Raw genomic sequence first — 22267 nt, forward strand, 5'->3', positions numbered from 1 at the left:
GCACGGGCGCGCAGAAGCGGACGGCGACCGCCGCGGGTTCGCGGGGCGGCACGCCGGCGCGGGCTCACCGGGGACTCGGTGTGACAGGGTTCGACACCGTGTGACGCGTTCGGGTGCCGTGCGGTGGACGCGAGAGGGCGCCGGGCTGCCGTCGCCGTGATCGTTCCGGGCGGGTCAGCAGGCGGTGTGCGGCGCCGGCACGGTCTTGCGGATGTCCGACTCGGTGATGTCGAGGGCGCCGGCGGCCAGGAGGGCGTCGGTCGTCTGCAGGAGCTCGGTGTGCGGGGCCAGGCCCTGGAGCACGACGACGCCCGCCTCCGCGAGGTCCGTGCCGGCCCGCCAGGAGCCGGCGGGCATCAGCGGTGTCACCGTGTGCAGCGACTGTTCCGGCACCCGGACGGTGATCATGGTGCGGCGTGTTCCGGCGGCGGCCGCGCGCAGCAGCCGGACCACGTTGTGGACCCGTTCGCGTTTGGACGGGTCGGCGAGGGTGTGCGGGCCGGCGATCACCTGCGAGGTGCAGGTGCGGACGGTCCGCAGGACGCGCAGCCCGTTGTGGCGCAGGGAGTCGCCCGTTTCGACGACGTCGATCACGGCGTCGGCCAGCTCGGGGATCTTCGCCTCGGTGGCGCCGTAGGACCGCACGATGTCGGCGTGCAGGCCCGCCTCCTCGAAGAAGCGCCGGCCGATGTTGACGTACTCGGTCGCCACCCGTGTTCCGTCGGGCAGGTCGCGCACGTCGGTGGCCGGGTGGTCCGTGGGGACCGCGAGGACCAGCCGCCACGGGGCGTCGGAGGTCTTGGCGAAGGCGAAGGAGGCGAGCGTGTCGACCTTCGCCTCCGACTCCTCGATCCAGTCCGCGCCGGTCAGGCCGACGTCGAACGCTCCGCTCGCCACCACCGCCGGAATCTCACGCGGTTTGCAGAAGACAACCCGGATCGGGCCGCCGTAGTCGATGGTGGCCCGCTGGGAGCGGGCGGCGGCGCGTCGGATCTCCAGGCCGGCCGTGGCGAACAGGTCCAGCGTGCGCTGCTCCAGGGACGAGCCCTTGGGCAGGACCAGGGAGAGCATGCGTTCTCCTTAGACGTAGAGCAGCCGGTCGATGCCGGTGACCGGTGCCTGGAGCGGGGCCGCGGGCCTGATCTCGATCCGGCCGACGGTCATGTCCGGCGGCAGGTCCACGATCGACGCGACGCACCGGGCGACCGAGTCGACGGTCATCTTGTACGGGGCGTGGTCGCCGTCCAGATTGGCGATGGCACCGGGCTCCACCAGGCATGCGCGGACGCCGTTGGGGCGTTCCTCGATGAGGAGCGTCTCGGTGAAGGCGGCCAGGGCCGCCTTCGTCGCGCTGTAGGCGGCTCCGCCCTCGAAGTAGCGGGTTCCGGCGTGGCTGCCGAGGAACACGAACAGTCCCCGGCTCGCGCGGATCGCCGGCAGCAGCGCCTGGGTGAGGTGCAGGCTGGCGGTGAGGTTGACGGCCAGCATGCGCTCCCACCTCCCGGCGGGCATGGTGGCGATCGGTTCCAGGACGCGGTCGACGGCGTTGGAGACGCAGAGGTCCACACGGCCGCCGGTCTCCTCCAGGACACGGTCGACCGCGCGCGGGACCTCCTCCGGGACGGACAGGTCGCAGGGGACCTCCGTCAGCCAGTCCTCCTTCAGCAGCGTCCGGTTGAGGCCGAAGACTCGGTGGCCGCGCGCCCGCAACTCCTCGGCGATGCTCCGGCCGATTCCGCGGTTGCAGCCGGTGACCACCGCCACGGGAGCGTCAGCGGAGCTCATCGAGGAGCCTCCGCCAGGCGGTCACGATCTCCTGGTGTCCCGCTCCCTTGCGGAAGAGGTCCTTGTCCAGGGAGGAGCCATCCGCGTGGCGCAGGCGCATGCAGTCCTGGGAGACCTCCGAGATGAGGACCGGGGCCCCGTCGGCAGCGGTGCCGAAGATGAGGCAGAAGTCCCACAGTTCGAGCGGGTGCAGCCAGGAGGCGAGGCTGTCGTTCACGGTGCGGGCGAGCCGGGCGAGTTCGTCCACGTCGATCCCGAGCGCCCGCAGGTAGTCCTCCGCGATGGGCTGGTCCTCGGGATCGGTGCGGTAGTCGAACTTCACGACGGGCCGGGGCAGTTTCTCCTCCGGGACGAACAGTCCCGGGTACTTGATGAGCGTCGAACCCACGGCGCGGTTCTTCACCACCACCTCGAAGGGCGGGGCGGGGCAGTAGTCCGCCAGGTAGCAGATGGGTGAGACCTTCCTGACGAACGCCGTGCGGACGCCGTCGGCGGTCAGGCGTGCGGCCGCCCGCTCGTAGAACTCCAGCCGGAGCGGCCCGGTGTCGGTGACGATCTCGTCGCGGTCGTAGGTGAAGCTGCGCAGGCTCGGGATGAGCTCGATCAGGCAGCGGCCGTCGTCGAGCCGCCACAGCTTCTTGCTCTTCCCCACGATGTCGGGTTCCCGGCGCTCACGCAGTGCCAGCAGTTCGTCGTCCGGCAGGCCTTCAGAGGGTGTGTCGGAGGCAACAGAGACCGGCATGGATCCTCCCCGGATCGCAGGCGTCGCACCTGGAATGTCATGGGCTCGAGGAACTCTCGGCCCCGAGCGTAGCCACAAGGGCGACGATGAGCACTCTTGACGATCAGCACCCCGGGGGACGGCCGGCGGGAACGGCACGCGAATGCTCTATGCGCGTTGCAGCGTGGCCTCCGCGCGACTCAACCCGCGGGCGTGGACGGCGAGTTCACCGATCATCCGGGTCACCCGCTCGTCCAGGTCCGCGGGAGCCCAGGAGCCGTGGCCGGCCACGACGGCCGTGGGCACGGTCGTCGCGTGCATCGAGCGGCAGAAGTGGTCCATCGCGGTGATCGCGTTGGCGCCGCCGAGGGGCGTGCCGCCGACCGCCATCAGCGCGGCGGCCTTGCCGGTGAGCCAGGGCCGGTCGTCGCCCGCCAGCGCCTGGAGGTGGTCGACGGCGTTCTTCAGGGCCCCGGCGACGGTGCCGTGGTAGACGGGCGTGCAGAACACGACGGCGTCCGCCCTTCTGACCGCGGCCAGCAGCTCCGCCACGACCGGCGGCGGGTCGAGGAGGAGGGACTCGCGGAACACGGGCACGTCCCGGTGAGCGAGCGCGAACAGCTCCGTGGCCATGCCCTCCCTCCCGGCGGCGTCCAGGGCCGTGCGCAGGAGCCGTTCGGCGGCCGAACCCGCCCGTGTGCTGCCGCCCAGACCGAGCACCGTCAGCGCGCGGTCCGCCGCCGCGGCCCGGCCGGAGGAGCCGTACGCAGGAGCGCGGGAGGGTTCACGGTGCGGATGTTCGAGAGGGGATTTCTCCGGATGAACGGCGGCGGGTGACGGCGGGGCGGCCGAGGGGACGTCGAGGGGAGCGGCGGGGACGGGGTCGTGGGGGGAGCGCGCTTCAGGGTCTGCCCCGAGGGTCATACGGCCTCCGTCCTGAGCACTGACGCGGAACACCCGCTTTTCGTGGTCAGCCTACGAAATACTCATCAGTAGGGAATCCATGCGCCATGAGCACGGCCGGAAAGGGAAATTGCTCCTTCCGCGCCCGCGGCCCTTACGGCCGTTGGGCTTCGCCTCCGTTCACGGCGCGGACCGCCGGAGGCGCGTACGGCCGGACGCTTCCTTTCGCCTTCGCTGTCGCCTTTACTCTCCCTTCGAAGCGAAACCGGTCGGCTCACCCGCTTCACACACCCGCAGGTCAGTGCCCGGCAGCCGGCCGCCGGCGCATCCGCTCGTCCCCTCACTCCCGCGGTCGCCCCGGCGTCCGCGCACCCGCCCGCCCTTCAAACCGATTTGTACGGGACCGGCACTCGATCCCCTTTCCTCACACTTCAGGAGTTCCCTCGTGCTCGCCGCCTATCGCACGTTCTTCGCCCAACCCAAGGTGATACCCCTGTTCGCCGCCAATTTTCTCGGCCGCATGACCGGCGGAATGGCTCCGCTGGGCATCACCCTTTTCCTTCGCTCCCATGACCACGGATTCCGATTCATCGGGCTGGTGCTGGCGGTCTACCAGCTCTCCAGTGCGACCGGCGGGCCGCTGCTGGGGCGGGCCGTCGACCGGTTCGGGCAGGTGCCCGTCCTGTGCGGCAGCGCGCTGGGCGCCGCCGCCGGTTACGTCCTCCTGGTCGGTTCGGGAGGCGACAACCGCCAGGCGGCACTGGCCGCCGTGATGCTCGCCGGGCTCCTGGCGCCGCCACTGGAGCCGTGCCTGCGCAGCCTGTGGCCGAACGTGCTGGCCAAACCGGAACTGGTCGCCACCGCCTACGCGTTGGACGCGTCCCTGCAGGAGATCATCTTCATCGTCGGCCCGCTGCTGATCGTCCTGGCCGGTGAACTGGCCGGACAGGGCACGGCACTGCTGCTCACCGCCGCCCTGATGCTCCTCGGCACGGCGGCGTACGCGCTGCCGCACCGGGCGGTCCGCGCCTGGCGCGGGCTTCCGCACCAGCCCGACTGGGCCGGCCCGCTGCGCTCGACCGTCCTGCGCCGCTTCGTGCTGGCCATGGTCGGGGTCGGGGTGGGGCTCGGCGCACTCAACATCGGCACCGTGGCCTACGAGGAGCACGTCGGGCAGCCGGGGCTGTCCGGTGTCCTCCTGGGCACGTTCGCCGGCAGTTCCCTGGTGGGCGGTCTCGTCTACGGCGTCGTCCGGTGGCGGATCGCTCCGGCGGGCCGGCTGCCCTGGCTGATGTCCGGCAGCTCGCTGGGCTTCGCGCTGATGATCAGCGTTCCCCGGCCGGCCCTCGCGCTGGTCCTGACGGCCGCCGCCGGACTGTTCCTCTCGCCCGTCATGGCCTGCGGCTTCTCACTGATCAGCGAGCACGTCCCGAACGGAACGGCGACCGAGGCGTTCGCCTGGATGGCCACCGCCGTCACCGCCGGCAACGCGCTGGGCGCCTATCTGGCGGGCCTCGCGGTGCAACAGGGCGGCCTGCGCGCGGTGTTCGTGCTGCCGGTGGTGGCGGCCCTGGCCGCGGCCCTCGTCGCGCTGACGCTGGGGCGCGCGGCCCGCGGCGGGCCCCGGCTGCCGGAACCCCGTCCCGTGAGCGAAGCGGTGCGGTGACGGCGGCACGGCACACGGTGGCGGTGGCCGCGCACACGGTGCCCCGAGACGGCGGCACACGGTGTCCGCAAGCAGGGCCGCACGAGTGGGGGTGCTTCGGAGGTGACCGTTCGGCTACCTCCGACGGCCCACCCCATCGCGCACTTGTTGGCCGTTCGAACAGGGGGTGATGATTCGGGGTATCTGACCGGGATCTCCGGGCACCCCACCGCGGCCGCACGCGTGTCGGCGATCGAGCAGAACACACTCCGTCCTTGGGTGGACCAGTTACAGGAGAAGGTGCGATGGTTGTGCAAGCCGTTTCAGAACGTGTTCTCGGCGGCCTGGGGCCACTTGACCTCGAGGCTCTTCTCAGGGGACTGCCGCAGGCGACGAGCGACCGCCAGAAGGACTACAACCTGAGTCTCGTCCGGCGCCTGGGCACGCGGTCCTGCATGTCCGACCTGCTGGCCGGCTATCTGGCCGACGAGGAGGCGCTGCGCCGGATAGCCGACCGCTCCTACCGGCACGTCAATCACTTCGACAAGATCGTCCTGGTGGACTCCGGTGACCCGCGGGGCTACCGGCTCACCCTGCACGCGTGGTGTCCTCCGTACAGCGAGCAGGAGTTACGCGACGAGCTCATCCATGACCACCGGTTCAGTTTCTGGTCCACGATCCTGACGGGCCGTCTGACGTCCGAGAACTTCGCCCGGCCGGAGCCGGACGGCGCCGCCCGCGGCCCGGTGACGGCGTTCCGGCAGTACCGCTACAGCCCGGAGAAGGCCGGCGTGTCCACCCAGGCGAACTTCTACCGGTTCGTGGACGAGGCCGAGCTGGAGATGACCGGCGAGACCGTCGAGGAGCAGGGCAACGCCTACCACTTGGAGTACCACCGCATTCACCGGGTGGTGCTGCCGCGTGAGTCGATGGTCTGCACCCTCGTGCTGCGCGGCCCCCGCGAGCGCGACTTCTCCAACGTGTACAACACCTCCTACCCCTCGACCGACACCCAGTCGGCGAACGTGATGTTCACCGTCGAGGAGCTGGCGGGCAAGCTGCGCAGGCTGCGGCAGGAGCTGCTCACGCCGGGCGATGGCCGGACCGCCTGACGCCGGACAGGAGCCGCCCGACGGGCAGCAGTGGAGTGTGCGCGCCGTCCGGACCGTGACCGAGGACTGGCTGACCCTGGCCGAGTACCGCCTCGGGGCACGGCAGCCGGACGGCCGCACGCGCGGTGCGACACGGGTGAGTGTTCACCGGGGCGACCGGGCCGCGGTGTTGCTGTACTCCCGCCGATACGGCACCGTCGTCCTCACCCGCCAGTTCCGTCTGCCGGTCCTGCTCGACGGACGGGCGGACGGTCAGCTGCTGGAGACCGCGGGCGGGCTGCTGGACGGACAGGAGGCGCACGAGGCCGTCCGCCGCGAGGCGGAGGAGGAGACCGGCTTCCGCGTCGGTGCGGTGACACCCGCGTTCCGTGTCTATCTGGCGCCTCAGCTCAGCCGCGAACGGACGTACCTGTTCACCGCCGAGTACGAACCGGGCGACCGGGTCGGACCCGGCGGCGGCGTCGCGGCCGAGGGCGAGGACATCCAGGTGGTCGAACTGCCCCTGGAACGGGCCATCGAGCTCGTACAGGGCGAGGAGACCGCGGACGCCAAGACGCTGCTGCTGCTGTTGCACGCCCGCGACCGGGGTCTGTGCTCCCGAGCGGGTCGGTGAGGTGCGCGGCGGCGCACCCGTGGGGACGACACGTCGGAAAGGACACCCGGAGACCATGACCGACCCCTCCATCGGCACACCCGCATCCCGGCCGGCCGCCACGTGCGGCCCGCTCCCACGCGTTCGCGGACGGTACGGGGAGGAGGTGCTGCACGTGTACTGCGCACCGGATCTCGGGTGCGCGGTCGAGCACCACGACCTGGTCGTGCCGAGCGAGATCGACGGCGACGCCGGGGGCCGGGTGACCGATGTCGTGGTCAAGGACCTGCCGGCCGGTGTGCTGGCCAAGCTCGGCCGGCACACCCGCGCGCCGGTCGAGGAGGCCTCGCCCGCCGCGGGCATCTCGCTGGATCCCGACGCCGGCCGGCTGTGGCTGCACCTCGGTGCGGGGCGCCGGGTACGGCGGCGCCAGGTGCGGGCACGGGTCCGGCTCACCTTCGGCGACGGCGTGCTGACCGCCGTGGAACTGGTGGTGCCGGCCGGCGCGGCCGACGGCGGAGCGCAGGACCGCTCCCGGTGAGCCGGCGCTCCCCCGCGCGCCACCGCCCGCCGCACCGCCTCTCCCCCGCACTCCGCTGACCGCCGTAGCCGCACGCCCTGCACTCCACTGACCGCCGCACCGACACTCCCCGCAGTCCACCGGCCGCCACACCGACACTCCCCACAGTCCACCGGCCGCCGCACCGACACTCCCCGCAGTCCACCGGTCGTCACACCGACACTCCCCGCAATTCACCGGTCGTCACACCGACACTCCCCACAGTCCACCGGCCGCCGCACCGACCCCCCCCGCAGTCCCCCGGCCGCCACACAGACACTCCCCACAGTCCACCGGCCGCCACACCGACACTCCCCACAGTCCACCGGCCGCCGCACCGACACTCCCCGCAGTCCACCGGTCGTCACACCGACACTCCCCGCAATTCACCGGTCGTCACACCGACACTCCCCACAGTCCACCGGCCGCCGCACCGACACTCCCCGCAGTCCACCGGCCGCCGTGCCGACACTCCCCGCAGTCCGCCGGCCGCCGTGCCCTGCCGTCCGGCTGACACCGGCGCGGCCGTACGGCACGGGGCCGGTCCGCCGCGACGGCCGGTGGCATCCGAGAACCCTGGAGGAGCATCCTCGATGAACGCAGCCCTCATCGGCACCCGGCGAGGGGCGGTGCACGCGCGCTGGCTGACCGCGGCGCCGGGCTTCACCGTCGTCGGTGTCGCCCACGACCGGGACGAGCGGACCGCCGCCGCGCTCGCCGCCCGCCATCCCGGTGCGCAGGTCACCTCGGACGCCCTGTCCCTGGTCAAACGGCAGGACGTCGACCTGGTCGTGGTGGCCGTGCCGCCGACGGCCTGCGAAGAGGTGGTCGCCCTGGCGCTGCGGCGCGGGGTGCGGGTGGTGTGCGAGATGCCGCTGGCCGCGGACCGGGACACCGCGCTGCGCCTGGCGGAACTGGCCGCGGAGAGCGGGGCGCCGGCCCACGCGTCGTTCCAGTGGCGGTGCAACGAGGCGCTGCGGCAGGCGCGTTCGCGGGTGCTGGGCGGGGAGGTCGGGGAGGTCGTCGCCGTCGACATCACCCTGTACGACGACTCGCACCTCGGGCCGGGCACCCGGTGGCCGTGGCGTCAGCGGGCCGGTGCCGGCGGTGCCCTGCTGGAGCTGGGCACCCACGCCCTCGACCTGGTGCGCTGGACGACGGCCGTGCCGGTCTGGGACGTCGGCTCGGCCTGGACGCACCGGCTCCACGACACGCGGCGCGGTCCGCACGGTCCGGTGCCCGTCGAGGTCGACGACGTCGCGCAGGTGGAGTTGCGGGCCTACGCCCGGGACACCCGGGCGCGGGTGATGGTGTCGCGGGTGGACCCGGAACGCCGCCTCACGGCGGTCTTCACCGGCAGCAGGGGCGTCCTGGAGGTCCGGGTCGACGGCGCGGACGGGTCCGGGGTGGTGACGCTGCGCACCGGTTCCCGCTCGGTGAGCCGGGTGACCGGTCCGGACGACATGAACCCCTACCCGCGGCTCGTCCCGGACACCGCCCTCGACGGCGTGGCCACGTTCGACGACGCGCTGGCCGCGCTCACGTCCGCGCACGCCGCGCTCGCCGTGGCCGCACCCGTCAGTGGGGCCTGAGCGTGCCGGCCACGGCGGGAACGACCGCCCAACTGCTGTGTGCGATCGCGGCGTTGCTGGTGGCAGCGCACGCGATGGGACAGTTGTTCGTCCGGCTGCGTCAGCCGCAGGTGATCGGGGAGATCCTCGGCGGACTGCTGCTCGGCCCGATGGTGCTCGGCATGGCGGCGCCCGGGGTGCAGCGCTGGCTGCTGCCCTCCGACGGTCCCGTGGCGGGGGCGCTGAGCGCCTTCTCCACGCTCGGGCTGCTGCTCCTTGTCCACTTCACCGGCGCGGAATTGCACCGCGGCGCGGGCGGAGCGCGGCGGAACACGATCGTGCTCATCACCGTGATCGGTCTGGTGCTGCCGTTCGCCGTCGGGCTGGGCATGGCGTACCTGGCCGACCTGGACGAGCTGACCGGCCCGCACGGCTCCACCACCACCCTCACCCTGGTCTTCGGCATGGCGATCGCGGTCACCAGCGTGCCGGTGATCTCACGAATCATGCTCGATCTGGGCATCCTGGAGTCGGTGTTCGCGCGGATCGTCCTCGCGGTCGCGGTCGCCGAGGACGTGGTGCTGTACGTCGTCCTCGCGGTGGTGCTCGGTCTCGCGCAGGCCGGCTCGTCCGGAATCCCGCTGTGGCAGCTGGTGTCGCAGGAGGCGCCGCCCGATCTGGTCACCTACACCTACTACGCCGTCGTCCCGGTGCTGTTCCTCGCGGCGGTGTACTGGCTGGGGCCCGGCGTGTACTCGCGAACGGCGGCGGCGCGTGCCAATCTTGTGGCGCGACGCAGTCCGATGGCGTACCGGCTGCTGTTCGTGCTGGTGCTGTGCGCCGCCTGCGCGGGGCTGGGGATCGACCCGATCTTCGGTGCCGTCACGTCCGGGATGTGTGTGGCCCGGGCGGGCGCCGGGCAGCGCGACGACGGTCCCGCGGCCGGCGGCAGCGGGCGCCGGGAGCGGGACGACGGTCTGCGGCCCTTCGCCATGGGCGTGTTCGTGCCCGTGTACTTCGCGCTCGTGGGTGTGCAGCTGGACCTGGCGCACCACTTCGACTTCCTGTTCCTGTGCTGGTTCCTGGCCCTGGCCTGTGCGGCGAAGTCGTTCAGCGTGTGGCTGGGCGCGCGGCTGGCCGGCGAGCGCAACAGCACGGCCGTGAACCTCGCCGTGGCGATGAACGCACGGGGCGGACCCGGCATCGTCCTCGCGTCGGTCACCTACGCCGCCGAGATCATCGACCGGGGGTTCTTCACCACCCTGGTCCTGCTGTCCGTCATCACCTCGCACCTGGCCGGCCAGTGGCTGGGCCGGGCGGTGGCCCGTGGCATCCCGCTCACGGACCAGGACGCACCCGTCCCGCCGCCGCACGGTCCGCGGGAGCCCGGCGCCGGCACATCCGTCGGACAGCGGCCGACGACCGCATCTCACCCGAAGGAGCACCTGAAGTGATCGATCCGAGGATGCCCGAGAGCGACGCCGTCTACCGCAGGGCCGGGGACTTCGTCGTCTTCCAGCAGCTCGCCGTGAAGATCGAGATGGACGAGGTCGACAACGAGGACTACTACCGCTGGCTCGACGACATGACCGCGACCGTCGGCGACCTGGTTCCCGGCGCGCAGATCGCGGAGAAGGAGGGTGCGCGCCACTCTCCGCCGCTCAACACCGCCATCTACTACGACACCGAGGACCTGCGGATCCTGCGGACGGGCGCGCTGCTGCGGACCTCCTGCAACAAGATCACTCACGCGTTCTGCGCCTTCAAGGCCGCCCAGGACGAGCACAACGTCCGCCGCGACCACCGTTATGTGTTCGACGGCGAGGAGAAGGCCACCATCCAGGCGGCGCCCGACTCCCCTGAGGCGGTGGCGATCGTCCAGCGGCTGCTCGCCCGCGACGACATCGACCACCCGGGACTGTTCCTGGAGCGGGAGTACGGCATCCCGCGCACCGAACTGCTGCCCACCGTCCGGCTGGACGACTACCGGTACACGTTCTTCGTCTGGCTCGACGAGCGGGACGCGCTGCGGTGCAGCATCGACCGGGCGTTCGTCAGCAATCTGCGTCTGCCGCCCGAGGAGCGCGTGACCCGGCCCGTCAGCGAGGTGGAACTGGCCATCTACCCGCGGATCTCCGAGGAGATCGCGCAGGACCCGAGGGTCGTGCAGCTGATCAAGGTGCTCTCCAGCGAGCTGTGCGAGCGTTTCGACACCCGCATCACCTCGGACATCAAGTACCAGCGGGCCGCCACCGCGCTGGGCATGCGAGAGAGCTGACCGGTGCCCGAGTCCCCTCCCCCGCGCGGCCCGGGACGGTCCCTGCGGATCTACCTGGTGCGTCACGGGCAGTCCGAGTGGCAGTTGAACCCCGGGGACGACCTGGACATGCCGCTCAGCGCGCTCGGGCACGAACAGGCCGCCCTGCTGGCGGACTGGTGCGCGCGGCGGGCGCCGCTGGACGCGGGTTCCCGGTTCGACGTCGGGCCACTGCGCACCAGCCCGCTGCGGCGGGCCCGGCAGACCGCCGCACCGCTGGCGGCGGCGCTGGGCGCCGGCGTGGACACCCAGCCGAGCCTGAGCGAGGCCCCGTACCGGGTGATCGGTGAACTGCCGCGCGCAGACACACCGTTGACGCCGCCGGTCGGTGAGGTATCGGCGCGCTACCGGGAGTTCCGGCGGCAGGTGCGCGGTGCCCTGGCGGAACTGGTGGAGTCGGCGGACGGCAGCGGCAGGCCGGTGCTCGCCGTCACCCACGGCGGAGTGATCAAGACGGTGCTGCGGGTCGTCGCCGGCACCGACGCCTTCTGCGCCCGGCTGTACAACTGCGGGATCACCGCCCTCGACTGGAAGGAGGGCATCTGGCGGGTCGCGCACGTCAACCTCTGGGACCATCTCCCGCCCGCGCTGCGCACGACGTGACAACGCGGCGCCCCCGCACCGCCCGGACCGTCCCGGCGGTGTCCGGCGGGCGGAGTAGCACCGATCCGGCCACCACGGCCGTCGCCCGGCACGGCGTCCGGGCGGCGGCCGTCGCGCTGTTCACCCGACCACTGCTGCCGGACGCGGGTAGACGAAGGTGATGGGCCAATCAGCCGCCTTCGCCGCAGATTCTGTTGTCATGGCATTTGTGGGGTTACCCTTCGTCCTGGCCCACCCTGGGCACAGCACCGCGCCAGGCCCCCGCACGACCAGGTCCGACCAGCCACCTCACCTGTGCACCCGGCTCACGGACCGCGGGCGTCCGGCAGGGCACAGGGGATCAGAGAAAGGCCAGTGGGTTGACGGATGAGTATCGCTTCGTCCTGTTGGGTGCGGTACGCGCCTACCGCGGCGACACCGAGATCCGGGTCGGCCCACCTCAGCAGCAGGCGGTGCTGTCGATGCTGCTGCTGAACTCCGAGCACGCCGTGTCCATGAACAAGCTGGTCGAGGCGCTCTGGGGCGAGCGGCCGCCGGCCCGCGCCGTGCCCACGGTGCGCACCTACGCCTGGCAGTTACGCAAACTGCTGGAACCGGACTCGGCCGAACCGCGAGTGCTGGTGTCCGTCTCGGGCGGCTACCAGGCGGCGGTGTCGCGGACGGCGTTGGACGTCCGGCGCGCGGAGTCCCTGCTCAACGAGGCGTTACGTGCCCGTGCCGAGGGCCGCGGCAGACAGGCCGACCACCTGCTCCAGACGGCGTTGCGCATGTGGCGGGGCGATCCGCTCACCGGTGTGCCCGGACCGTTCGCCCACCGGCAGCGCGAGCGCCTCGAAGAGCTGCGGCTGGTGATCCTGGAAGAACGCTTCGAACTGGCGATCGAGCACGGTCGGCACCACATGACGATACCGGGGCTCACCGAGCTCACCGCCTCCCACCCCCTGCGGGAACGCCCGCACGGCCTGCTGATGCGGGCGCTGTACGCGGCCGGCCGGCAGAGCGACGCGCTGGCGGTCTTCACCGGGCTGCGCCGCCGCCTGGTGGAGGAGCAGGGCGTCGACCCCGGCGCCGAACTCACCGGCCTGCACCGCCGCATCCTCGGCGCCGACCCCACCCTGCTCCCCGCCCGGTCCACCCCGTCCCCGGCGCCCGCCGTGCATCCCGCGCCCGCCCGCGGGAGCGCTCCCGCACCGGATGCCGTGCCCGTTCCCATGTCCGTCTGCAGCACGGCCGCCGAGGACTGTCCCGGGGCGGCGGAGACGGGCCGCAAGGAACACGCCGGCACCGTCCCGCTGCCCGCCCAACTCCCCCCGGATCTCCCCGACTTCACCGGTCGCGCGGCGCACGCGGCCCTGCTGCACAACCTGCTGACCGCGCGCGGCCGGACCACACCGCCCCTGATCGCCATCACCGGCATGGGCGGCGTGGGGAAGACGGCGCTCGCCCTGCACGCCGCCCACCAGGCGCGGCACGCCTACCCCGACGGCCAGCTCCACGCCGACCTCTACGGCAGCCACGCGAATCCGGCCGACCCGGCCGTCGTCCTCGGCGGTTTCCTGCTGGCCCTCGGTGTGCCGAGCGAAGGGATTCCCGAGCGGCTCGACGAACGCAGCAAGCTGTTCCGGTCGCTCGTCAACAACCGGCGTCTGCTCGTCCTGCTGGACGACGCCCGTAACGCCCGGCAGTTGATGCACCTGCTGCCCGGCTCGGCGGAGTGCGGCGTGGTCGTCACCAGCCGGCACCGGCTGTTCGGTGCTCCGCTCAGCTTCCAGCTCAACCTGGACGTCTTCTCCCCCGAGGAGGCGATGGACCTGTTCGGCACGGTCGTCGGGGAGCGGCGGCTGGCCGCGGAGCGCACGCAGGCGCAGGAACTGGTGCGGGCCTGCGGCTGCCTGCCGCTGGCGATCCGGATCGTCGGGGCGCGGCTGGCCGGACGGCCCCGGTGGTCCATCGCCGCGCTGGCCGGCCGTCTCGCCAACGAGCAGCGCAGGATAGCCGAACTGCACGTCGGCGATGTCGCCATCAGCGCCGTGTTCGAGATGGGCCACCGCCAGCTCACCCCTGCTCAGGCGCGCGCCTTCCGGCTGCTGGCGGTGCTCGGCGCTCCGGACATCCGGCTGCCGACCGCCGCGGCGATGCTCGCCCTGAGCGAGGAACACGCCGAGGACCTCCTCGAATCCCTCGTCGACGCGGCCATGCTGGAGTCCCCCCGTCCGGGTGTCTACCGCTACCACGACCTGATCCGCGTCTTCGCCCAGCAGCGCGCGGCCGAGCCGGGCGAACAGGACGAGCACGACGAACGCGAACGGGCCCTGCACCGCCTGATGCAGTTCCTGCTGAGCACGGCGTACAACGCGTTCGTCCACGCGGTGCCCGGCGACCCGGTGGCCGAGGCGCTCGGCCCCATCACCGCGGCGGGCGTGCGCTTCGCCGACATCCACGCCGCGCGTGACTGGGTGCGCACCGAACTGCCCACGATCACCGCGGCGCTGCGCCTGGTCGAAGGCGCACCGGACACCGACACGCGCTTCCTGCGGATCGCGGTGGACCTGCTCGTGGCGCTCAGCCCGTTCAACCGCGACCTGCCGGGCGGGCGGCTCCGCGAAGCGGCCCTGGCGCTGCTCGAGGCGGCCGAGCCGACCGGGGACCAGCGGATCGTCGGGCGTGCCCGGTTGCTGTGCAGTTCGCTGGCGCTGCAGAGCGGTTCCACGGCCGCGGCGGAGCAGCACGCCCGGGCGTCGGTCGCGGCGGCACGGCAGGCGGGCGACATCGTTATCCTCCGTCAGGCCCTCAACGACCTCGGTCTGGCCGCACAGTACCTGCGCCGCTACGACGAGGCCATCGCCCACTACGACGAGGCGATCGCGCTGGCCCGGCAGCTCGGCCACCGGTCCGGCGAGGCCGCCACCACGGTCAACGCGGCGCTGGTGCATGTGCTCAGCGGCCGGCCCGAACTGGCCGTGCCGTCCTGCGAGGCGATGCTCGACCTGCTGCACCGCATCGACGACCGCGCCGGCTGCGCCTACGCGCTCTACGTGCTGGGCCTGGCCCTGCACGAGCAGCGCCGCTACGACCAGGCCCTCGCGCGGTACCGGCACTGTCTGGTGGTGAGCCGCTCCAACGGGGTGCGGGACCGTGAGGCGTACGCGCTCTACCGGATCGCCGAGACGCTGCGGTGCTCCGGCCGGCTCCAGGAGGCCGCGCACCACGCGGCCCGTGCCGTCGCGCAGTTGGAGGAGCTCGACGCGCGGCGGGATCTGGCGCGGGCGCTGACGGTGTGGGGCAGGACGCTGATCGACCTGGGACACCTCAGTGCCGCCCGCCGTCACCTGCGCAGCGCCCACGAGCTGTTCAGCCAGGAGGAGCTGCCCGAGGCCGAAGAGACCTCCCGGCTGCTGGACGGGCTACAGGACGTGCCGGACGCCGGGCGTGCGGCCCCGGCGGCGGGAGCCGGTGCTGTTCCAGTCGTCGTCCGACGTGATCCCGTGCCGGGCAGCGGCTCGCGCGGACAGCGGGGGTCGTCCCGCTGAACCGGACGCCGCGGGCCCGGAGGTGCGTACGCCGCATTCCTCCGCAACACAATTGCGTCGCATCACCGTCTCCTCGTCGATCGATGGATGTAACGAACCGATGTGCCAGGGGAATTGAATACCACAGGCTCCGCTTTTCACGGCGGTGTTCATTTGCCGGACGTTCATTACCGGCCGATGTGTTTTCCGCCGCGGACGGCGGCCGCCTTCCGGGAGGCACGCCCGCGGACCGGCGGTGCGCAATGAGTGGGCAAAACATTTTTCCGGCCGGATGCGCGCTCTTGTCGCATTTTCCGTGCCCGTGACGCAGGCGCCCGGACGGCGCGCGCCTTCCGTTTCCTGCGCCGCGACCGGGTGCGGAGCCGTCAGGGCCGACCGGGCGTGGCTCGAGCCGGGTCGGCCCGGCCTCGCCCCGGGCGCGCAGGAAGGCGCGCGGCCCGGCCGGGGTGAGCACGGCGGGCCGACGGGACCGGTGCAGGAGAGATCGCGGCCGGGTCCGGGATCACGGCGTCCGGCGCGGCGGCGGGGCCGGGCAGGGGGTCGTCGGGCGGTTCCGCTCCGGCCGGGCCGTTGCGGCCGGCGATGCGGGTCTCGCAGCGGTGGAAGCGAGAGCTGTCCGGATCATCGCCGACGGAAACGGCCTCGGCGAACGCCCGGCGGCCGTCGGCGAGTTCGGCGCGCACGGTGACTCCGGGCGAATGCCCGCCCCACTGGAAGCGGGCCCGCACCACAGCGGGTACGAGCCGGGCGTGGACGTGCTCCCGCACCGTGGCGGGCACCCTTCTCCCACGGCGGACGGTCGTGGGTGGCCGCGGGGCGCGGTGACGCGCGGCGGGCCGGCAGGGCCCGTCGCGCGCCGGCCCGCGGCGTCAGTCGGCGGGAGTGTGCGCGGGTGGCGGGACCGGCGGGCCGGCCGCGTCCGCCGTCACGGACGCGTCGCGGGGCGCGGCACCGGCTCCGGGTGCCGCCGTCGCGGGCCGGTACGGGCGGGCGCCCGCCACCGCGGCCGCCGCGGCCAGCAGGCAGCTCCACAGCACGATCATCGCCGGTGTCGCCGTGCGCTGCTCTCCGGCCAGGGCCGCGGCCAGGAGCGGACCGAAACTCGCGAGGGTGGCTCCGAGCTGGTAGGTGACGGCCAGCGCCGAATAGCGGTGGCCGACGGGGAACATCTCGATCAGCAGGGCGGAGAAGGCGCCGTAGATCAGGGCGTGCCCGACGCCCATGGACAGCACGAACGTCGCCGTGATCAGCACGGGATCGCCCGAGGTCAGCCAGGCCGGGGCGGTCAGGCCCGTCACGGCGCAGACGGTGTACCCGCACAGCATGACCGGGCGGCGTCCGACGCGGTCGGAGAGCCATCCGGCAACCGGCAGCACCACCGCCTCCACCATGGCCCCGACGAGCAACCCGTCCAGTACGGCGGTGCGTTGTCCGGCGTCCGGGCCGGAGGAGGCGTAGGACAGCAGGTAGACCGTGTACACGCTGACGGGCATGGCCAGGCCCAGGGCGGCCAGCACACCGCGCACGACCGGTGCCGGGCCCTGCCGCAGCACGCCGGACAGAGGGATGCGCTCCTGTGCGCCCTTGTCGCGCACCTGGCTGAACTCCGGTGACTCGGCCACGCCGAGGCGGACGAACACACCGACCACCACGAGGACGATCGAGGCCAGGAACGGCAGGCGCCAGCCCCAGCTGAACAACTGCTCCTGCGGCAGGCGGGAGACGAGCTGGAACATGGCGGTGCTGGCGCACAGACCGATCGGGAAGCCCGCGGCGGGGAAACTGGTGAACAGGCCGCGGCGTCCGGCCGGAGCGTGTTCGCCGCTCATCAGGACGGCACCGCCCCACTCGCCGCCGATGCCGATGCCCTGGACGACGCGCAGCACCACCAGCAGGACCGGCGCGAGGACGCCCGCCTGTTCGTAGGTCGGCAGCACGCCGACCAGGAAGGTCGCCACGCCCATGATGAGGAGGGTGGAGACCAGCATCGCCTTGCGGCCGATCCGGTCGCCGAAGTGGCCGAAGACGATGCCGCCGAACGGGCGGGCGACGAAGCCCGCGGCATAGGTGGCGAACGAGGCCAGCGTGCCGGCCGTGGCGGACTGGCTGGGGAAGAACAGGGGGCCGAGCACCAGGGCGGAGGCGGTCGAGTACAGGTAGAAGTCGTACCACTCGATGGCGCTGCCGACCGTGCTGGCCACCAGGACCCGGCGGGACGCCGAACGCCCCGGCGCCGCCTTCCGGTTTCCGGCCGGCGGGCGGGAATTCTCCACGGCCGTCATATACGGACTCCGACGAATTCTCTACGGCTCGTCACAGGAATGTCTTTCCCTTCTCGCCCTCTTTCTCCGGCCTGCTCTTTCGGCTGCGGCGGAGCGGGGGACTCGGCACGTCCGGCGGAATGCCGCCGTGTCACCGGCAAACGTTCTACTCGGCCTGTCGAGCGAACGTCCAGAACGTTCGACGCTCACGTCGGACGAGGTTGCCGGGCCGGTACGCGTGACCCGAAAATCTGCGACGGTAAATGTTCACCGCCGGTGGAGGCAGGCATGGACGACACAACCGGGAACCGGGACGTGTGGACCGACGACGAGGGCCAGGAGGTGGTCCGTCTGCGCCGCTGGAAGGAGACCTGGGCCGCCGACGACCCGCACGCCAACTTCAAGCAGGAGGTGGCCGAGTACGGGCGGCTGGACCCGTTGGTCACCCTGCGCGGCATGTCCCGCAACCTCGACATCCCGGTCGGTGTCATCGCCCGCTACGTCCTGGCCAAGTGGGCCACCGGCGGCAGTGGCGGGCTGCTGGAGGTGGGGCCGGTCATGGTGCCCCGGCTCTGGGCGCCGATCGCCGCCGCGGAGGAGGCCGACAGCGACGAGCAGCGTCTGGCGGCCTACCACCAGCTGCGCCAGATGATCTCCTGGCTCAAGGTGCCGCTGGACAACCCGGAGGTCTACCCCGCCCAGCACGACTGATCCGCCCCGTACGGGGTGTTCAGCCGAGGAGGTTCCCCAGTCGAACACGCCGTCCGCGGCCCCTTTCCGCCGTCCCGACGCATCCGAGGTGAGGACCATGCCCGTGGAGTCGAACGCCCCTTACGATCACGTCGTACTGATCTCCATCGACACCATGCGCAGCGACGCGCTGGCCTGCAATCCGATACCGCTGTGGCCGCACAAGTACCACGACATCCGCCCGGCGCGCACCACGGTGCTGGACGAACTCGCCGCGAGCGGAGCCTACTTCCCCAACGTGATCAGCGCGGCGCCGTACACGGCGGCCGCCCACGGCGCCATCTTCAGCGGGCAGTACCCGCTGCACAACGGGCTGCACGAGTTCTACAACGGCTCGCTGCGCGCCCCGTCGGTCTTCACCTACGGGCGCCGCGCGGGCCGCGACACGGTGCTCAAGACCGACTTCCCCATCATCCTCGGCCCGCAGCTGGGGTTCACCCGCGACATCGACACCTACCTCGTGGAGGAGGACGACGCCTTCATCGACGCCGTCCTGGCACGTGACTCCACCGTCTCCTGCGCCCACTTCGGCGCGGTGCACGCGCCGTACGGCTTCCACAACCTGGCCTTCGGCGGCGACGCCTACCGCGAGAAGGTCGCGGAGCTGACCGCCGAACTGCCCCCGTCGCTGCCCTTCAGCGACCTGCTGGTGGAGAGTTACCGCAGCCCGGAGGACACCGAGCTGCTGGTGAGCTACAAGCGGGCGATCGCCTATCTGCACGCCGAGGGCCAGTACGACCGGCTGTTCCAGATCTACCTCGACGGCGTGCAGCACTTCCTGGAGACCCGCTTCACGGCCTTCCTGGACCGGCTGCGCGAGCGGATGGCCGCGGCCGGACGGCGCATGCTGCTGGTGCTCTTCGCCGACCACGGCGAGGAGTTCGACGAGCGCACCAACGGCCACTTCAACTCCATGGCCGAAGCGGTGCTGCGGGTGCCGCTGATCATCGTCGGTGACGACGTGGCGCCCGGCGTGCACACCAACCGGATCCGGACGGTCGACATCGCGCCCACCGTGCTGGAACTCGCCGGCATCCCGGCGCCCGCCACCGGGGTCTTCGACGGCCGGTCCCTGGCGTCCGTGGCCCGCGGCACGCAGAAGCTGCAGGGTGACGCGCCGGCCGTCGCCGAGGCGTACACGTCGGAGCTGAACGAGTTCGTCGCCTACCAGCAGCGCCAGCTCTCCGGGCAGCAGCCGGGCGCCCTGCGGCACTACCTCATCGGGCACGCCGCCTACCAGGACGACCGGCGCGCGGTCCGGCTGACCCGGCAGTACAGCGAGTGGTTCCAGAACATCCGGCCGACCGAGGCGTCCTGGGTCGAGAAGTTCGACGAGTCGTCGGTGCCCCGGCCGGTGCCGGACGACGACGGGGCCGACCTGCTCGCCACCCTGGACGACTACCGCACGGCGCTGCGCGAGCCGGACCAGGTGCCGTTCACCGACGAGATCCGCGGCCAGCTGCGCGCGCTGGGCTACTCGGTCTGACATGGGCCGGTCCGACACGACACCCCGGGCCGGCCTGCCCACCAGTGACCTCGGCGGGCCGGGCTGGGTCCCGCGCTCCGCCGGGCACCGGGAGGAGGTCGAGGCCGGTGTGCGGTGGAGCAGGTGCGGCTACCGCTCGGAGTGGGCGCCGCTGCGCGAGGTGCTGCTGACCCGCCCCCACGACGGCATCGCCTCGGTCACCGACCCGGCCGCGCAGCTGATGCGCGCGCCGGTCGACCTGGGCCGGATGCGTGAGCAGTTCGCCGCGCTGGCGGAGACGTACCGGACGCTGGGTGTGCGGGTGCACGTCCTCGACCCGCCGCCCACCGCGGGTCCCAACATCGTCTTCGCGCGGGATCTGTTCCTGGCCACCCCGCAGGGTGTGGTCCTGGCGCGCTGCGCGTCGGCGCAGCGCGCCGGCGAGGAACGGCACGCGGCCGCTGCCCTGGCCGCCCTGGGCGTGCCGTTGCTGCGGATCATGACCGGCACGGCCGTGTTCGAGGGCGCGGACGCCCTGTGGGTCGACGAGCGGACCGTGCTGGTGGGGATCGGTCTGCGGACCGACCGGGCGGGCGCGGCGACCGTGCGCGAGGTGCTGCGCGAGCAGGGCGTCGACACCGTCGAGGTGCCGGTGAGCGACGGGGCGCAGCACCTGCTGGGCTCGGTCGTCTTCGTGGACCGCCGGCGTGCCGTGGTCCACACGGCCGCGCTGTCCGCACCGGCGCGCGCCGAACTGGTGCGACGTGACTACGAGTTGGTGGAGCTGCCGCCGGACGACGAGGTGGTGCGGCGGCGGTCGATGAACCTGGTGGCGCTCGGCCCCGGGCGGGTGCTGATGCCCGCCGGCTGTCCGGTGACCCGGCGCCGTCTGGAGGACGCCGGCCTTGAGGTGTTCACCGCGGAGGTCGGCGAGTACGTCAAGGCGGCCGGCGCCCTGGGCTGCCTCACCGGCATCCTGCGCCGCGACGACTCCGACGCGGCGGCGGCGCGGGCCGGTTGACCGGCCGGCGCGGGCCGCGGCTCCGCCGCCGTGGACGGCTGCTCCCCGGCCTGCGGCCGGGGAGCGGACGGCGGCGCCGGGCCCGATGTGACGTGTGACGCCGCAACGCCCGCGCGCCGCCGGAACCGACCGGCGGCGCGCGGGCCGTTGCACCCGGGCGGGGTCAGTGGGGCGGAGCGACGGGGGGCGTGCCGGTGGACAGGGTCTCCCCGTGGTGCTCCGTCGGGTCGGCCCGCAGGTCGTAGCTCTCGACGGTGTCACCGCCTATGTGCCAGATGACCTTCCGGCGCGCGCCCTCCCCCTCGTCCCAGCGCACCGCCGACAGCGGCAGCAGATCGGGGTACTGACCGTCGGCCCGGCGCTCCTCCGGGTAGTAGGTCTCGCTGTAGGCGGGGCGGGAGGCGCCGGCGGGTTCCGGGCGCAGGAACTCGGTCAGGGACGCCCCGTCGGCGTCCTTCTGCTCGAGGCCGAGCAGCTCCAGCACCGTCGGCGCGATGTCGACCAGGCGGACCTGGCTGTCGATCTCCGCGCCGCGCGGCAGTCCCGGGCCCGAGACGATCAGCGGCACGTGCTGGGTGGTGTCGAACAGCAGGCAGCCGTGCCCCTCCTCGTAGGGGTGGCCCAGGTCGCCGGAGTGGTCGTTGGGGTACCAGCCCGCCAGGTCCTCGCCGTGGTCGGAGAAGCACACGATCAGAGTGTCGTCCAGCGCGTGCCCCAGCTCCTCGATGCGTGTGAGCATCCTGCTCACGTAGTGGTCGGAGTAGGCGACCTCCCCCTCGTAAGGATTGGCGGCGGTGGGGCAGAAGTCCTCCGGCGGCTCGTAGGGCCAGTGGGCGTCGAAGAAGTGCGCGAAGAGGAAGAACGGCGACTGCTGCCGGGACAGCCAGTCCATGGCCCGGTCCACCACCAGCGGTGCCCGCTTCAGGGCCAGGCCGCGCATCTTCACGTCGGGCGTGGTCAGCGGGTCGCTGCCGTCGGGCAGCAGCGGGATCTCGTCGTCGTAGAAGTCGAAGCCGCGGTCCATGCCGTACCACTTGTTCAGCCCCGGGCAGGAGACCACCGCTCCGGTGGCGTAGCCGGCCCGCTTCAGGTGCTCGGCCAGCGTGACGGCGTCCGGGGCGAGTTGCTCGCGCAGCAGGTGGCGGATGCCGTGCCGGGCCGGCTGGAGTCCGGTGAAGACGCTGGCGTGGCTGATGGGTGTCAGCGGTGCCGAGGAGACGGCCTGCCGGAAGGTGGTGCCCCGGCGGCGCAGTGATTCGATGCCCGGCATCTTCCCCGAGTAGGCGACATCGGCCCGGACGGTGTCCAGGGAGATCAGCAGCACGTTGGGCATGTCCTGTGTGTCCTTTCGCGGGTTGCTGATGGAGCGTTGATCCCTTACTGATCGCGGGTTTGTACGCTGCCTGACGAATCGCGGATGTTCCGCTGGAGT

At 72.3% G+C, this 22267-nt stretch carries 19 protein-coding genes; 12 read left to right on the plus strand and 7 right to left on the minus strand.

The genetic code is table 11. The features are described from left to right. Positions 1–174: 174 nt before the first annotated feature. The 4 genes from hisG to FGW31_RS00515 all read right to left on the minus strand — a co-directional run bounded on the left by hisG (position 175) and on the right by FGW31_RS00515 (position 3430). A complete protein-coding gene (gene hisG / locus FGW31_RS00500; RefSeq protein ID WP_142191271.1) occupies positions 175–1071 on the minus strand; it encodes an ATP phosphoribosyltransferase in 897 nt (298 codons plus the stop codon). A gap of 9 nt (positions 1072–1080) precedes the next feature. Further along, positions 1081–1785 carry an SDR family oxidoreductase gene (locus FGW31_RS00505; protein WP_142191272.1) on the minus strand — a complete coding sequence of 235 codons (705 nt, stop codon included), beginning with the start codon at positions 1783–1785 and terminating at the stop codon, positions 1081–1083. Beyond that, positions 1772–2527 carry a phosphoribosylaminoimidazolesuccinocarboxamide synthase gene (locus FGW31_RS00510; RefSeq protein WP_182674815.1) on the minus strand — a complete coding sequence of 252 codons (756 nt, stop codon included), beginning with the start codon at positions 2525–2527 and terminating at the stop codon, positions 1772–1774. Before FGW31_RS00510 ends, FGW31_RS00505 begins: the two co-directional genes overlap by 14 nt. A gap of 147 nt (positions 2528–2674) precedes the next feature. Further along, on the minus strand, positions 2675–3430 hold the full coding sequence (locus FGW31_RS00515) for an NADPH-dependent FMN reductase (RefSeq protein ID WP_142191273.1): 756 nt from the start codon (positions 3428–3430) through the stop codon (positions 2675–2677). 424 nt (positions 3431–3854) lie between these two features. On the opposite strand from FGW31_RS00515, the gene FGW31_RS00520 reads away from it, so the two are divergent. The 9 genes from FGW31_RS00520 (at position 3855) to FGW31_RS00560 (ending at position 15338) form a co-directional block, all read left to right on the plus strand. Beyond that, positions 3855–5075 carry an MFS transporter gene (locus tag FGW31_RS00520; protein ID WP_233452296.1) on the plus strand — a complete coding sequence of 407 codons (1221 nt, stop codon included), beginning with the start codon at positions 3855–3857 and terminating at the stop codon, positions 5073–5075. 434 nt (positions 5076–5509) lie between these two features. Beyond that, entirely contained in the window at positions 5510–6166 is a 657-nt protein-coding gene (locus tag FGW31_RS00525; RefSeq protein WP_233452298.1) for a hypothetical protein, read from the plus strand. Next, positions 6150–6779, plus strand: a complete 630-nt coding sequence (locus FGW31_RS00530) for an NUDIX domain-containing protein (protein ID WP_142191275.1) — start codon at positions 6150–6152, stop codon at positions 6777–6779. Before FGW31_RS00525 ends, FGW31_RS00530 begins: the two co-directional genes overlap by 17 nt. Before the next feature lie 55 nt (positions 6780–6834). Next, the gene (locus FGW31_RS00535) at positions 6835–7299 is read left to right on the plus strand and encodes a hypothetical protein (protein ID WP_142191276.1); all 465 of its coding nucleotides are present in this window, start codon (positions 6835–6837) and stop codon (positions 7297–7299) included. A gap of 611 nt (positions 7300–7910) precedes the next feature. Then, complete coding sequence (locus FGW31_RS00540) at positions 7911–8909, plus strand: Gfo/Idh/MocA family protein (protein WP_142191277.1); 999 nt, start codon at positions 7911–7913, stop codon at positions 8907–8909. A 2-nt stretch (positions 8910–8911) separates the two neighbouring features. Continuing rightward, positions 8912–10342 carry a cation:proton antiporter gene (locus FGW31_RS00545; RefSeq protein ID WP_233452300.1) on the plus strand — a complete coding sequence of 477 codons (1431 nt, stop codon included), beginning with the start codon at positions 8912–8914 and terminating at the stop codon, positions 10340–10342. Continuing rightward, on the plus strand, positions 10339–11166 hold the full coding sequence (locus tag FGW31_RS00550) for a hypothetical protein (RefSeq protein ID WP_142191278.1): 828 nt from the start codon (positions 10339–10341) through the stop codon (positions 11164–11166). The genes FGW31_RS00545 and FGW31_RS00550 overlap by 4 nt, the downstream gene beginning before the upstream one ends. A 3-nt stretch (positions 11167–11169) precedes the next feature. Continuing rightward, the gene (locus tag FGW31_RS00555) at positions 11170–11808 is read left to right on the plus strand and encodes a histidine phosphatase family protein (RefSeq protein WP_233452302.1); all 639 of its coding nucleotides are present in this window, start codon (positions 11170–11172) and stop codon (positions 11806–11808) included. 359 nt (positions 11809–12167) lie between these two features. After that, positions 12168–15338 (plus strand): AfsR/SARP family transcriptional regulator, encoded by a 3171-nt coding sequence (locus FGW31_RS00560; RefSeq protein ID WP_267905327.1) that lies wholly within the window; start codon positions 12168–12170, stop codon positions 15336–15338. Between the two features lie 365 nt (positions 15339–15703). Here the strand turns inward: FGW31_RS00560 and FGW31_RS00565 are convergent, their stop codons facing one another. Both FGW31_RS00565 and FGW31_RS00570 read right to left on the minus strand, forming a co-directional pair. Further along, a complete protein-coding gene (locus FGW31_RS00565) occupies positions 15704–16117 on the minus strand; it encodes a hypothetical protein (protein WP_182674813.1) in 414 nt (137 codons plus the stop codon). Between the two features lie 90 nt (positions 16118–16207). Beyond that, positions 16208–17611, minus strand: coding sequence for an MFS transporter (locus tag FGW31_RS00570; protein WP_182674811.1), 1404 nt, complete (start codon positions 17609–17611; stop codon positions 16208–16210). Between the two features lie 276 nt (positions 17612–17887). Here FGW31_RS00570 and FGW31_RS00575 point away from each other — a divergent pair, with 276 nt between their 5' ends. From FGW31_RS00575 to FGW31_RS00585, 3 genes are all read left to right on the plus strand, one after another. Then, positions 17888–18310 (plus strand): DUF6027 family protein, encoded by a 423-nt coding sequence (locus tag FGW31_RS00575; protein WP_142191281.1) that lies wholly within the window; start codon positions 17888–17890, stop codon positions 18308–18310. Positions 18311–18407: 97 nt separating this feature from the next. Then, positions 18408–19835 (plus strand): sulfatase-like hydrolase/transferase, encoded by a 1428-nt coding sequence (locus FGW31_RS00580; RefSeq protein WP_142191282.1) that lies wholly within the window; start codon positions 18408–18410, stop codon positions 19833–19835. 1 nt (position 19836) lies between these two features. Then, on the plus strand, positions 19837–20835 hold the full coding sequence (locus FGW31_RS00585) for a dimethylarginine dimethylaminohydrolase family protein (RefSeq protein ID WP_142191283.1): 999 nt from the start codon (positions 19837–19839) through the stop codon (positions 20833–20835). 163 nt (positions 20836–20998) lie between these two features. Here FGW31_RS00585 and FGW31_RS00590 read toward each other — a convergent pair whose 3' ends face one another. Continuing rightward, on the minus strand, positions 20999–22168 hold the full coding sequence (locus FGW31_RS00590; protein ID WP_142191284.1) for a sulfatase: 1170 nt from the start codon (positions 22166–22168) through the stop codon (positions 20999–21001). Between the last annotated feature and the right edge of the window lie 99 nt (positions 22169–22267).

Origin of the sequence: Streptomyces calvus (genome assembly GCF_006782915.1) — a bacterium.
GTDB lineage: Bacteria > Actinomycetota > Actinomycetes > Streptomycetales > Streptomycetaceae > Streptomyces > Streptomyces calvus.

What these genes read in the sequence shown, in the direction of transcription:
- hisG (WP_142191271.1), bottom strand. Translation starts at nt 1,071, where the DNA reads ATGCTCTCCCTGGTCCTGCCCAAGGGCTCGTCCCTGGAGCAGCGCACG.
- FGW31_RS00505 (WP_142191272.1), bottom strand. Translation starts at nt 1,785, where the DNA reads ATGAGCTCCGCTGACGCTCCCGTGGCGGTGGTCACCGGCTGCAACCGC.
- FGW31_RS00510 (WP_182674815.1), bottom strand. Translation starts at nt 2,527, where the DNA reads ATGCCGGTCTCTGTTGCCTCCGACACACCCTCTGAAGGCCTGCCGGAC.
- FGW31_RS00515 (WP_142191273.1), bottom strand. Translation starts at nt 3,430, where the DNA reads ATGACCCTCGGGGCAGACCCTGAAGCGCGCTCCCCCCACGACCCCGTC.
- FGW31_RS00525 (WP_233452298.1), top strand. Translation starts at nt 5,510, where the DNA reads ATGTCCGACCTGCTGGCCGGCTATCTGGCCGACGAGGAGGCGCTGCGC.
- FGW31_RS00530 (WP_142191275.1), top strand. Translation starts at nt 6,150, where the DNA reads ATGGCCGGACCGCCTGACGCCGGACAGGAGCCGCCCGACGGGCAGCAG.
- FGW31_RS00535 (WP_142191276.1), top strand. Translation starts at nt 6,835, where the DNA reads ATGACCGACCCCTCCATCGGCACACCCGCATCCCGGCCGGCCGCCACG.
- FGW31_RS00540 (WP_142191277.1), top strand. Translation starts at nt 7,911, where the DNA reads ATGAACGCAGCCCTCATCGGCACCCGGCGAGGGGCGGTGCACGCGCGC.
- FGW31_RS00575 (WP_142191281.1), top strand. Translation starts at nt 17,888, where the DNA reads ATGGACGACACAACCGGGAACCGGGACGTGTGGACCGACGACGAGGGC.
- FGW31_RS00580 (WP_142191282.1), top strand. Translation starts at nt 18,408, where the DNA reads ATGCCCGTGGAGTCGAACGCCCCTTACGATCACGTCGTACTGATCTCC.
- FGW31_RS00585 (WP_142191283.1), top strand. Translation starts at nt 19,837, where the DNA reads ATGGGCCGGTCCGACACGACACCCCGGGCCGGCCTGCCCACCAGTGAC.
- FGW31_RS00590 (WP_142191284.1), bottom strand. Translation starts at nt 22,168, where the DNA reads ATGCCCAACGTGCTGCTGATCTCCCTGGACACCGTCCGGGCCGATGTC.